Genomic DNA, 12,595 nt, shown 5'->3' with positions numbered 1-12,595 from the left:
TCTGGCGTTGGGGTGCAATCAAATTTAAAGATCGCCCATGACTCTTCCCGCAAACCCAAAAACTCGTCTCAAACCCGCCAGATCCACCAATTCCACATCCCTCGACTGCCCCGGCTCGAAGCGCACCGCGGTGCCGGCCGGGATGTTCAGGCGCATGCCGCGGCTGGCGGCACGGTCGAAGGTCAGGGCGTCGTTGGTTTCAAAAAAATGGAAATGCGAGCCGACCTGAATCGGCCGGTCGCCGCTGTTGGCGACGTTCAGGCTGATGGTTCGACGCCCGGCATTGAGTTCGATTTCGCCGGGTTGAATCTGGTATTGGCCAGGAATCATGCGGGTTGTCCCAAGGTCTTGAAGTAGATAGCGGTCGGCGCATAACGGCCGTCCGGGCTTTGGCAATAGTTGGGCAGTTCGCCGACGCGGGTGTAGTCCAGCGAGCGATAGAACGCTTCGGCGGGCGAACCGGCTTCTGTGTCCAGAAACAACAAACCGCGCTTGAGCTGACGCGCCGCTTGCTCTAGGGCTTGCATCAATTGCTGACCCAGCCCGCGCCGCCGCGCCTCCTTGAGCACCAGCAGTTTTTGCACCTCGGCGCGGTTCAGGCCATTGGCTTTCTGGCACAGCGCGAGCTGTGTGCTGGCCAGTACCTGTTCATCCTGAACCACCACCCACAGCAGCAGATTGCCGTTGGCAACGTCTTCCCGGAGCCCGTCGCACCAGGCGTATGCTTCTTCGAGTGTCACGTCAGCCATGAAACCCACCGATGCGCCGTTGTTCACAGCGTCCAGCAGTAAGGTCGCCAGTCCATGGCGGTAGTGTGCAAAACTTTCATCCGTGACGCGGCGTAGCTGGGCAGGATTCATGATCGCCTCTCAGTTGGATACGGGAGCTTGTGAAGGTGGAGCCGATGCGCCGGGTGACAAATCCAGTTGCATAAAGGTCAGGTCCAGCCAGCGTCCAAATTTGGTGCCGACCTGTGGCATCTGGCCGGTGATGATGAAGCCCAGGCGTTCATGCAGGCTGATGGAGGCGGCATTACCGCTTTCAATCGCAGCGACCATGACGTGTTTATCGCACAGGCGAGCGCGGTCGATCAGGGCTGTCATCAGCTTTGGGCCCAGGCCTTTGCCGCGCTGATCGGCGCGCACATAGACTGAATGCTCCACCGTGCAGCGGTAGCCTTCAAAAGGACGCCAGTCGCCAAACGACGCATAACCCGTGACCTGGTCTTCATCATCCACAGCGACCAGAATCGGATAACCCTGAGTCTGGCGCGCATCGAACCAGGCCTGACGATTGGCCAGGTCTACCGGTTGCTCGTTCCAGATCGCAGTCGTGTTGAAAAGGGCGTCCGTGTAAATCGCCAGGATGCCTGGCAGATCGGATGGCTTTGCGTCGCGAATCGAATTGCTCATGATCAGTTCCAGAGTCTTGTTCGGAATCAGGCGATTGGCTGATGCACAGTGACCAGCTTGGTGCCATCCGGGAATGTTGCTTCCACCTGAATTTCAGGGATCATTTCCGGGATGCCTTCCATGACCTGTTCACGAGTCAGCAGGGTGGTGCCGTAATGCATCAGATCCGCCACGGTCTGCCCATCCCGCGCGCCTTCAAGCAACGCCGCCGAGATGTAAGCCATGGCTTCCGGATAGTTGAGCTTCACGCCACGGGCCAGACGCCTTTCGGCAACCAGGCCAGCGGTGAAAATCAGCATCTTGTCTTTTTCGCGTGGGGTGAGATCCATGTTTAGTCCGTTGTAATTTTTTTGGTTGTTAGCAATCCCTGTGGGAGCGAGGCTTGCCCGCGATAAGGCTGGACGCGGTTCACTTTAGATCGCGTCGCTCTTATCGCGTGCAAGCCTCGCTCCCACAGGATCAAGTACTCCAGATCCTCGGCGCCACCGCCTCACGGCCTAACAGCGCCGGGCGCAGCAGTTTCCACAGTTCGATCATCCAGGCCCGGGCATGCAGCGCCTCGTCAGCCAGGCAACGGGCAACCAGCAAACCGGGCAGTTGGGTCAAATCACCGCGTACCAGATTGGGCACCGCGCGGCAGGCCTCAAGCAATTCGCTGTCAATGTTGCCGGTGACCAGCAACGTGCCAAATACGGTTTTGCCATCCAGACCAATCGGTGAGTCGAGCAAGCCGTCGCCACCGATGATGCGTTGCCGTTCATGCCACAGCAACTTGCCGTCGCGCCGCACATCCAGATGCGCCTGAAAATGCCCGGTCTTGAAGCGCTCACCGCTCGCCGGTCTGCCCAGCGCCACGACGTCCCAGTAAAGCAGTCGCGCATCGCCTTGCAGATTGATGCGCGTGGTCAGTTCGGCCTGTGCGGCACTGAACACGATGGTTTCCTGGGGCAGCCATTCCAGTGTCGCTCCCGGCGCAACGCTCAGATCAAGTTGCTGATAAGCCGGACCTGCCGCGCGATACCACTTGGCTGCGCCGGGGCTGGTCAGTTGTGCCCAGGCATCGGGGCCGACGCTGGCGCTGATGTCCAGTCGGTCACCACCGGCTATTCCGCCGGGCGGATGAACAATAATGTGCTGACAAACTTGCGGACCTTCGGCGTAAAGGTGTTTTTGCACCCGCAGGGGGCCTTTGTGGCGGCGCTGCGTGGGGCGCGTGCTGTCGCCAAAACGCCCATAGCCCAGCTCCAGCTCGGCATGCCAGCTGGGCGTGAACAATGCGGTGTGGGCGGGAAGATTCATTGGCTCGCTGTCGTTCTGTTCAAAGTTTGCACCTTAACGGATACCACTCAGATGGTCACCAGACCACGCACGCCTTCGGCTTCCATATTCTCGCCACGGCCTTGCTGAACAATCTCGCCACGGGACATCACTAGATACTGATCGGCCAGTTCGGCGGCAAAGTCGTAAAACTGCTCAACCAGCAGGATAGCCATGTCGCCTCGTTCCGCGAGCTTCTTGATCACCACGCCGATTTCCTTGATCACCGAAGGCTGAATACCTTCGGTGGGTTCGTCGAGAATCAGCAAGCGTGGACGGCTGGCCAACGCACGACCAATCGCCAGTTGCTGCTGTTGACCACCGGACAGATCGCCGCCGCGCCGATGTTTCATCTGTAGCAATACCGGGAACAGCTCATAAATGAATGCCGGGACTTCCTTGGCTTCAGAGCCGGGGAATCGAGACAGACCCATCAGCAGATTTTCTTCCACGGTCAACCGGCCGAAGATTTCCCGGCCCTGTGGCACGTAAGCGATCCCGGCGTGCACCCGTTGATGCGGCTTGAAGCCGGTGATGGCCTTGCCTTCCCACTGCACGGCGCCTTCTTTGGCTGGAAGCAGGCCCATGAGCACCTTGAGCAACGTGGTCTTGCCCACGCCGTTGCGTCCCAGCAGGCACGTCACTTCGCCGACCTTCACATCAAAGGATAGCCCGCGCAGGATGTGGCTACCGCCGTAGTACTGATGGAGCTTTTCAACTTGAAGCATGTTCGTTTCCCAAGCAAATGGATAACGGTAGGAGCGAACTTGTTCGCGAGGCGTCAGACCAGACAACGACTGTGGATCTGAAATCACCTCGCGAACAAGTTCGCTCCTACCGAGGGAGCTAGCGGCCCAAATACACTTCGATGACTCGTTCATCCGCCTGCACATCCGTCAGCGAGCCTTCGGCCAATACGCTGCCCTGATGCAAAACGGTGACGTGGTCGGCAATCGAGCCTACGAAGCCCATGTCATGTTCCACCACCATCAACGAATGCTTGACCGCCAGGCTCTTGAACAGCTCGGCGGTGAATTCGGTTTCAGCATCGGTCATGCCTGCCACAGGCTCGTCGAGCAGCAGCAGTTGCGGGTCCTGGACCAGCAGCATGCCGATCTCCAGAAACTGTTTTTGACCATGCGAAAGCAGACCGGCCGGGCGTTGCATGGACGACGTGAGGCGTATGGTTTCCAGCACTTCATCGATGCGGTCGCGCTGTTCGCCACTGAGTTTTGCTCGCAGGCTGGCCCACACCGACTTGTCGGTCTTCTGCGCCAATTCCAGATTTTCGAACACGCTCAAGGCTTCGAATACCGTGGGCTTCTGAAACTTGCGGCCGATGCCCGCCTGAGCAATTTCCACTTCGCTCATCTGCGTCAGGTCCAGGGTTTCGCCAAACCAGGCTTTGCCGTGACTCGGGCGGGTCTTGCCGGTGATCACGTCCATCAGCGTGGTTTTACCCGCGCCGTTGGGGCCGATGATGCAGCGAAGTTCGCCGACGCTGATGTAAAGATTCAAGTCGTTGAGCGCCTTGAAACCATCGAAACTGACGCTGATGTCTTCCAGCGTAAGGATGGTGCCGTGGCGAGTGTTCAGTCCTTTGCCGACGCTTTGACCGAGGCCAATGGCATCACGGCTGGTGCCAGCATCAGCGTTGGGATCAAGGATGGGTTCGAGCATGAACGCTGGTGTCGGAGTGGTTTTCATTGTTCGCTCCTCTTCTTGAGCAAACCGATCACGCCCTTAGGCAGATACAGCGTGACGATGATGAACAGTGCGCCGAGGAAGAACAGCCAGTATTCCGGGAAGGCCACGGTGAACCAGCTTTTCATGCCGTTGACCAGACCGGCACCCAGCAACGGGCCAATCAGCGTGCCGCGACCACCTAGGGCAACCCAGACGGCGGCTTCAATGGAGTTGGTCGGTGACATTTCGCTCGGGTTGATGATGCCGACTTGCGGCACATACAACGCACCAGCCATGCCACAGAGCACCGCGCTCAGCACCCAGACGAACAGCTTGAAGCCGCGTGGGTCGTAACCGCAGAACATCAGCCGGTTCTCGGCATCGCGCAAGGCGGTCAGCACTCGGCCGAACTTGCTTTGCGCCAGACGCCAGCCCACATACAGGCTCGCCACCAGCAGAATCACCGTCGCCAGAAACAGCGTGGCGCGGGTGCCTTGTGAGCTGATGCTGAAACCCAGAATGCTGCGGAAATTGGTGAAGCCGTTGTTGCCGCCAAAACCGGTTTCGTTGCGGAAGAACAGCAACATGCCTGCGAAGGTCAGGGCCTGGGTCATGATCGAGAAATACACGCCTTTGATCCGCGAGCGGAAGGCGAAGAAACCGAACACCAGCGCCAGCAAACCCGGCGCCAACACCACAAGACACAGGGCCCACAAGAAGTTATCGGTGCCCGCCCAATACCACGGCAGTTCGGTCCACGACAGAAACGTCATGAATGCGGGCAAGCCATCGCCTGCGGCTTCGCGCATCAGGTACATGCCCATGGCGTACCCACCCAGGGCGAAGAACAGACCGTGCCCGAGGGACAGCAAACCGGCGTATCCCCAGACCAGATCCAGCGCCAGCGCTACGATGGCGTAGCAGAGAATCTTGCCCACCAGCGTCAGGGTGTAGGCCGAGACCTGAAAGCTGTTATCGGCGGGCAGCAAGGACAAAAGGGGCATTGCCAGCAGAATGGCGAGCACGACGAGGCCAACCGCCACAGTACCCTTGGGGCCGACTTTTTGTGCGGCCGTGACCATCAATGGTTGGTTCATTAGTCGATCACCCGTCCTTTCAATGCGAAGAGGCCTTGCGGACGTTTCTGGATAAACAGAATGATCAGCGCCAGGATCAGGATCTTGCCCAATACGGCACCGATTTGCGGTTCGAGAATCTTGTTGGCGATGCCCAGACCGAAGGCCGCCATGACGCTACCGGCCAGTTGCCCGACGCCGCCGAGCACCACCACCAGGAACGAGTCGATGATGTAGCTCTGGCCCAAATCCGGGCCGACGTTGCCGATCTGACTCAGGGCGACGCCGCCCAGCCCGGCAATGCCTGAGCCAAGCCCGAAAGCCATCATGTCGATGCGTCCGGTCGGCACGCCGCAGCAGGCGGCCATATTGCGGTTCTGGGTCACAGCGCGCACGTTCAGGCCCAGGCGGGTCTTATTCAGCAACAGCCAGGTCAGCACCACCACAAACAGCGCAAACGCGATGATCACGATGCGGTTGTAGGGCAGCACCAGATTGGGCAGGACCTGAAACCCGCCAGACAGCCATTCCGGGTTGGCGACTTCAACGTTCTGCGCACCGAAGGCCAGACGCACCGCCTGGATCAGCATCAGGCTGATGCCCCAAGTGGCGAGCAGGGTTTCCAGTGGGCGGCCATACAGGTGACGGATCACCGTGCGCTCCAATGCCATGCCGATGGCCGCCGTGACGAAAAACGCCACTGGCAGGGCAATCAGCGGGTAATACTCGATAGCGCCCGGCGCGTAACGCTGAAACATCAGTTGCACGACATACGTGGAGTAAGCCCCGAGCATCAGCATTTCGCCGTGGGCCATGTTGATGACCCCCAGCAAGCCGAAGGTGATTGCCAGACCGAGCGCCGCGAGCAGCAGGATCGAGCCCAGCGACATGCCGCTGAATGCCTGACCGAGAATTTCGCCGATCATCAGTTTGCGCTTCACTTGCGCCAGGCTGGTTTCGGCTGCGATACGCACGCTGGTATCGGTTTCCACGCCCGGCGCCAGTAAGGTTTCCAGACGCGTACGGGCCAACGGCTCACCGGTTTCGCCCAGCAAGCGCACAGCCGCCAGACGCACCGTCGGACTGGTGTCGACCAGTTGCAGATTAGCCAGTGCCAGTGTCAGTGCGTCGTGTACGTCATCGTCTTTTTCATCGGCGAGCCGTACGCTCAGGAACGGCAGCTGCGCGGGACGGGCGCTTTTTTGCAATTGCTGCGCGGCAGCCAGACGTACGTTCGCATCGCCGGCCAACAGTTGATGGCTGGCCAGTGCGGTTTCTATCAAGCCACGCAGGCGGTTATTCAGGCGCAGTTTGCGCGGTTCATCGGTTGTCGGGGTATCAGCATCGACCGCGACGTAGTTGTCGCCGGTTTCGATAAAGGCGCGTTTGTTGCCATCGGCAGCGACGCGACCTTCCTGCAAGGCTTTGATCAGTTCGATGCGCCCCGCAACAGGCTGGGCAGCCCAGCTCTCAAGGAGTTCGGCTTGTTGTGCGGAACTGGCCGCTACGAAATCACCTGCATCGCTGGCCTGTGCTGCCATGGGCAGCAGCAGTGCGAGGGTGAAGATGAGGCGGTACAGAATGTTGTGCATGGCAGGTGTCCTGAAAGGCGTCCAGATCGGGTGGATCTGGTGATCCCTGTAGGAGCTGCCGAAGGCTGCGATTGCGGTGTGTCAGGGGAACCCTATCGCAGCCTTCGGCAGCTCCTACAGAAGATGTGTTCGACCGCACCATAGCGGCGGTCGAACATCCAGCGTGTTAGTTACTCTTCACCGCATGATCCGGCTTCTTGTCGTTACCCGGGATGTACGGGCTCCATGGCTGGGCGCGGATCGGCTCTTTGGTCTGCCAGACGACGTTGAACTGACCGTTGTCCTCGACTTCGCCGATCATCACGGGTTTGTGCAGGTGATGGTTGGTCTTGTCCATGGTCAGGGTGAAGCCTGATGGGGCGGCGAAGGTCTGACCGGCCATGGCTTCGCGGACTTTATCCACATCGGTGGACTTGGCTTTCTCCACCGCTTGCGCCCACATGTGGATGCCCACGTAAGTGGCTTCCATCGGGTCGTTGGTCACCGCCTTGTCTGCGCCCGGCAGGTTTTTCTTCTTGGCGTAGGCTTTCCAGTCAGCGACGAACTTGGTGTTGACCGGGTTCTCTACCGACTGGAAGTAGTTCCAGGCAGCCAGGTGACCCACCAGCGGTTTGGTGTCGATACCGCGCAGTTCTTCTTCGCCCACGGAGAAGGCCACAACCGGTACGTCGGTAGCCTTCAGGCCCTGGTTGGCCAGCTCTTTGTAGAACGGCACGTTGGAGTCGCCGTTGACGGTAGAGATCACAGCCGTCTTGCCGCCCGCAGAGAACTTCTTGATGTTGGCAACGATGGTTTGGTAATCAGCATGACCGAACGGGGTGTAGACCTCTTCGATGTCCTTGTCCGCTACACCTTTGGAGTGCAGGAACGAGCGCAGAATCTTGTTGGTGGTGCGCGGGTAAACGTAGTCGGTACCCAGCAGGAAGTAACGCTTGGCAGCGCCGCCGTCCTCGCTCATCAGGTACTCGACTGCGGGAATCGCCTGCTGGTTAGGCGCTGCGCCGGTATAAAACACGTTGGGCGACATTTCTTCGCCTTCGTACTGAACCGGGTAGAACAGCAAGCCGTTGAGCTCTTCGAATACTGGCAGAACGGATTTGCGTGACACCGAGGTCCAGCAGCCGAATACCACGGCAACCTTGTCCTGAGTCAGCAACTGACGGCCCTTTTCCGCGAACAACGGCCAGTTGGACGCCGGGTCGACGACCACGGCTTCCAGCATTTTGCCGTTGACGCCGCCCTTGGCGTTGATTTCGTCGATGGTCATCAACGCCATGTCTTTGAGCGATGTTTCGGAGATAGCCATGGTGCCCGACAGCGAATGCAGAATGCCGACCTTGATGGTCTCGGCGGCCTGGACGGTCCATGTGAGCCCCATCGCAGCGATGGATGCGGAAAGGGTAAAGGCTTTTATCAGACTGCGACGCTTCATTGGGCTAGCTCCGTTATTGGTATTCGATGGGGCGCAAGAGATAACGCATATCTGATTGCTGTTTAGCAAAGGCTGGGCCAAGGCACGAAATAGCCCACCCGAACAGGAAACTGTCCGGGTGGGCAGGAAATGAACGCACCAGCGTGGAACCTATTTGCCGGGCTGGTGCGCGGAGCTGCGCTTAAATGGTGCTCATGCTTTACAGCATCAGCTCAGTGTTGCCGGAGTAGAGATCGAACAATTTATCCGGAAGGGCAGTTGGGCTTTTGAAGTAGACGTAGAACCGTTTGCCTACCAGTCGGCTTGCCACCAGTTGCAGCGGCGTGGATGGGGCAATCGCTACGTGGTCTCCCAGGAAGCTGGTGAACAGGTTTTTCTTTGGTACCGACTCGTTGAATATGACGAATACAGTGCTGTCCTCACTGCTTGCCGACTGACGAATGAACCCGTCCCGGCTCCACTGCTCGCTGCTCCAGCGGCTGACTGACGCAGACTGCACGCCGTTATCGATGAACACTTGCCCGATCTCGCTGGTCAGTTTTCGCAGTCCTGCGGCACTGACCAATACGGCCCGATAAGCCCGCCCCTGATATTCGTTGAGACGATAGAACTCGCTCAGAAAACGGACGGTCAGCGGCGTATGCATGCGTGCGCGCAACAACGTGTTGATGGGTTGCGAGCCGCCCTCACAGTAATCAAGTATTTCCGGCATTTCATCGGCATTAGAGGTTTGTGCCAGACGCAGATAGTTGCGATTGAACGCCAGTCTGGACACGTTGCTGACGTTGTCCGCCGAATCCGGCCAATTCTGCACCACGTCCCCCAACTCCTGATCTGACTGCTTCAGCAGCAGGCTGCTGATTCTGGTGCGCAGTGTTTCTATTCTGCTCCAGACACCGGGCCTGGACTCCAACGCGTAGGCGGGCTCTTTAATCAGCAAGTCAGGATTAGTGACGTCTACGCGATAGAGCTGGCAGTGACCAAACAGCCAGGGCTGGCGTTTGATGAAGTACTGTCTGTCGCCTATCTGTACGGCATGAAACTGATTGGCGTCGTACGGCACAACGGCATCCAGATCGGTGTGTTGCGGGGTGGGGGTGGAGGACTCCAGATAACCGATCTGCTCCTCACCCTCGGCGCCGGTGCGCTGGACCAGTGGCGAAGCAGGGCGCAGATTTTCCAGTGCGGTGAAGGGCTCGCGATTCATCACCCATCGACCCAGCGCAGCAGCGCCAAGGTAACCAACCGCGCACAACAATTCGAAGGCGGCGCCATTGTAATCGCCTTCTCTGAGATGCTGGAAAGCCTCCCAGAGCTTGAACAGACCGACACCGGCCGCCAACGCGATGAGCACCGGTGAGGGAATGAACAGCATGGCAATATTCAGCGCGATGCTTCCAAACAACGAACCGTGTTTCTTGATCACCTCGGGCCTGAAGTGAAGTGCCTGTCGGCGGGCATGCTTCAGGTCGTGATGGGTCATGAGGTAGTCCTCGCCCTCATCAACGTAATCAGGTTCGCCAAAAATAAAGCTGGGCAGCCTGGCAGGCGTCTGCAGATGCTTGAACGTTTCTCTTGCACGAAAATGCTTGAGCCATTGCTCGTACTCGTCGGCGCTGCATTCCACTGGCCGGCTTTCCTCGGGCAATTGGCGCAGCAGGTATCGGGTGAAGTCGGGATTCTCCAGAAATTCCTCACGCATGGTTTCCTCATCGGGAAACCAGCGAAATACCCGACTGTCCGGTGCGTTCAGGGTGCAGAGCAACAACGGCTGCCTGGGTGTTGAGCCTTGCGGAGCAATACGCATGACATCAGGGAGCGGGTGTTGCTCAAGGATCATGAAATCGAGGTTGATGGTTTTGCCATCGACCTTCTGCCGCTGCTCGACGCAGGGGCTATCGATAATGACCTTCATCCAGTCTCTGGCCACGTCCGGCAGCCGCTCGGTCTGAGCCTGTACCTGATCCATGCGCAGTTGGGAGATGGCAAGGCTTTTTACGTTTTCGAACCACGCTGTCTGATGAGCTCCCTGGGGTTGCGGGCCGTCAGGCATGTTCGTGCACAGGTGATGCAACTGCATGATGGATTTGCTGTAATCCTGCGCCGCGGCGACCCAGTGCTGCTGGTGCTCGCGACTTACGTTCTGCCACCAGTGCGGCATGTTACTGGCGATCAGACGATGATCGTTACGATCAAGCATGAGCGCATTGTCCAGGTGCGCAGCCTTGGCCAGTTGCAGGGGCAAGGTCCGCGCAAACTCATCCGCGTTGATCTTCGCTGTCCTTGCCTGGCGAAGCAGGTAGCTGAAGTCGGCTTGTTGCCTGGCCACTTGCTGATCGAACAATGTTTGCAGCACATCGCCGCTCAGCAGCGATAAACGCCATGCAGGAACGGCTGGCATCAGTTTGAGGATTTTCTCTCGTGAATCGGCGCTGAGGTTCTGGAGTAAAACCTGCTTTTGTATGGCGTCGTTAAAGCGCATCCCCAAGGAATGGATCATCGCTGCGATGTTCTCGAAACCTTCCAGCCCCTGATGTTCGGTACGAAGCAGTACCTCCCCCAGATTGGTGTCAGTCAGCGCCGGTGGTTGCAGGCTTTGGGTATGAGTCAGTACAAACGCGCCGGGTAAAATCTGCGCTTCGCCTTGCCCATCCACCAGCGCCAATTGAAAGGCACCATATTTCTGTACGGTGTTGTTGTCAGCAAGACGCGGCCTGTTCAGTTGCTCTTCAAGCATGGCGTGCTGGGTGGTCGTGAGCAGGCTTTGCTCCACTGCCGCTTCGGATTCCAGCAGCAAGGCCTTTTTTCGTTCAGCGATAAACCGCTCACGGCGGCTGATGCCATTGTGGAGGTAGGTCCAGTAGTCGGCCAGTTGCTGGCGATAGACCGGTTCAAGCGCACTGTTGAAGTGTGTGTAAAGGTCCAGGATTTGCTGGCATTCGAGATGCGCGACCTCGTCGGATTCCGCCACTGTGTTCGCGGCCCTGTAGAAGCCTGCATGGACGGACGGATCAAAGCTCGACCGTTCCAGAAAGTGACTGAGCAAAGTATCGCGCACGGGTTCCGAGTGCAGCAACTGACGCAACGAGCGTTCAATGGTTGGGTGGCTTTCCTCGGGGAGTTGGGTGAAGGGTGGGATCGTCAGGGTCTTCAGCGTGTAGGACGTCAGCCAGGTGCGACCGATGTCGATGCTTGCTCGCGGATTATCACGTTGCAGGAGGCGCAGAAACTCCTGTTCAGCGACGGTGCGCAAATCGGGTGGATACGCTGCGCTGCTGGCAGCGGGTGAAGCAGATTGAGTAGGCATGATTCCGTTTCGTTTTATGAAAGATGCAGCTCACGAAATCGGATTTGGGAGAGGGTGTCTGTAGGTGCTAGCGCCGTTGGTTGTCGAGGCAATTCCGCAAGTGTTGTAGGCGTATAACCTGACGTAGGACCGGCTTTAGCCGGGAAGGGGCCGTTACATTCACAGCATTTGCGTCGTCCGGAATGCAGCCCTCCCGGCTAAAGCCGGTCCTACAAAACTCGATCAAGGGCCCGGTATCAATGACTGTGCTTGGAAGCCCCAGGCGGCTGTTTCAGCACTTCAACCTCTACCGTGACCTCACCTGACTTCTCGAAGTGCAGGGTCAACGGGAAGGTTTTGCCTTCCGTCAGCGCAGCCTTGTCTTTCAGGTCCAGCAGCATCACGTGATAGCCCATTGGCGCGAACACTGCGTCGCCACCGGCCGGGACTTCCACGTTCGGCACCTGTTGCATTTTCATCAGGCCATTGGCGTGAACATGCTCGTGAAGCTGAGCGGTGCCTGCGATGGGCGTGTCTACGCTGAGCAGGCGGTCTGCGTTCTGGCCATTGTTGTGAATGACAAAATAGGCCGCGACATTGGGCGCATTCGGCGGCAGCTCCATGGACCAAGGGGCGGCAATATTCAGCTCGGCGGCGTGATAGTCATTGGCGTTGGCGTAACTCACTGGCAGCAACAACGCTGTCAGCATGAGCAGGTGTTTCAACATTAAAGAGACTCCTGTCGATTGGACTTTCATTTAGCCTGAACAGCCCGGCGATGTAAAAATCCACGC

At 58.3% G+C, this 12,595-nt stretch carries 12 protein-coding genes; all 12 read right to left on the bottom strand.

Features of this window, described 5'->3' with window-relative positions; translation table 11 throughout:
• Nucleotides 1-24 precede the first annotated feature (24 nt).
• Nucleotides 25-330, bottom strand: coding sequence for an urease subunit beta (locus tag CKW31_RS27160; protein WP_087269742.1), 306 nt, complete (start codon nt 328-330; stop codon nt 25-27).
• Nucleotides 327-860, bottom strand: a complete 534-nt coding sequence (locus CKW31_RS27155) for an N-acetyltransferase (RefSeq protein WP_095101872.1) — start codon at nt 858-860, stop codon at nt 327-329. The genes CKW31_RS27160 and CKW31_RS27155 overlap by 4 nt, the downstream gene beginning before the upstream one ends.
• 9 nt (nt 861-869) lie before the next feature.
• Nucleotides 870-1,412: a GNAT family N-acetyltransferase gene (locus CKW31_RS27150; RefSeq protein WP_095101870.1), complete on the bottom strand. Its 543-nt coding sequence runs from the start codon at nt 1,410-1,412 to the stop codon at nt 870-872.
• A gap of 26 nt (nt 1,413-1,438) precedes the next feature.
• Nucleotides 1,439-1,741 carry an urease subunit gamma gene (locus CKW31_RS27145; protein WP_027902525.1) on the bottom strand — a complete coding sequence of 101 codons (303 nt, stop codon included), beginning with the start codon at nt 1,739-1,741 and terminating at the stop codon, nt 1,439-1,441.
• Nucleotides 1,742-1,871: 130 nt separating this feature from the next.
• Complete coding sequence (locus tag CKW31_RS27140; protein ID WP_095101868.1) at nt 1,872-2,711, bottom strand: urease accessory protein UreD; 840 nt, start codon at nt 2,709-2,711, stop codon at nt 1,872-1,874.
• 47 nt (nt 2,712-2,758) lie between these two features.
• On the bottom strand, nt 2,759-3,457 hold the full coding sequence (gene urtE / locus CKW31_RS27135; protein ID WP_027901342.1) for an urea ABC transporter ATP-binding subunit UrtE: 699 nt from the start codon (nt 3,455-3,457) through the stop codon (nt 2,759-2,761).
• A 118-nt stretch (nt 3,458-3,575) separates the two neighbouring features.
• On the bottom strand, nt 3,576-4,436 hold the full coding sequence (gene urtD, locus CKW31_RS27130; RefSeq protein ID WP_095101866.1) for an urea ABC transporter ATP-binding protein UrtD: 861 nt from the start codon (nt 4,434-4,436) through the stop codon (nt 3,576-3,578).
• The gene (urtC, locus tag CKW31_RS27125) at nt 4,433-5,512 is read right to left on the bottom strand and encodes an urea ABC transporter permease subunit UrtC (RefSeq protein WP_095101864.1); all 1,080 of its coding nucleotides are present in this window, start codon (nt 5,510-5,512) and stop codon (nt 4,433-4,435) included. Before urtC ends, urtD begins: the two co-directional genes overlap by 4 nt.
• On the bottom strand, nt 5,512-7,083 hold the full coding sequence (gene urtB / locus CKW31_RS27120) for an urea ABC transporter permease subunit UrtB (RefSeq protein WP_095101862.1): 1,572 nt from the start codon (nt 7,081-7,083) through the stop codon (nt 5,512-5,514). The genes urtC and urtB overlap by 1 nt, the downstream gene beginning before the upstream one ends.
• A 166-nt stretch (nt 7,084-7,249) precedes the next feature.
• Nucleotides 7,250-8,515, bottom strand: coding sequence for an urea ABC transporter substrate-binding protein (gene urtA, locus CKW31_RS27115; RefSeq protein WP_027901346.1), 1,266 nt, complete (start codon nt 8,513-8,515; stop codon nt 7,250-7,252).
• Between the two features lie 199 nt (nt 8,516-8,714).
• Complete coding sequence (locus CKW31_RS27110; protein WP_095101860.1) at nt 8,715-11,822, bottom strand: hypothetical protein; 3,108 nt, start codon at nt 11,820-11,822, stop codon at nt 8,715-8,717.
• Nucleotides 11,823-12,058: 236 nt separating this feature from the next.
• Nucleotides 12,059-12,529, bottom strand: coding sequence for a copper chaperone PCu(A)C (locus tag CKW31_RS27105; RefSeq protein ID WP_095101858.1), 471 nt, complete (start codon nt 12,527-12,529; stop codon nt 12,059-12,061).
• Nucleotides 12,530-12,595: the final 66 nt, after the last annotated feature.

It is taken from the genome of Pseudomonas sp. Irchel 3A5, from assembly GCF_900187575.1.
In the GTDB taxonomy this organism is placed as follows: Bacteria; Pseudomonadota; Gammaproteobacteria; order Pseudomonadales; family Pseudomonadaceae; genus Aquipseudomonas; species Aquipseudomonas folii.
The sequence above is the reverse complement of the archived record's forward strand: the minus strand, read 5'-3'. Positions and strand labels throughout refer to the sequence as shown.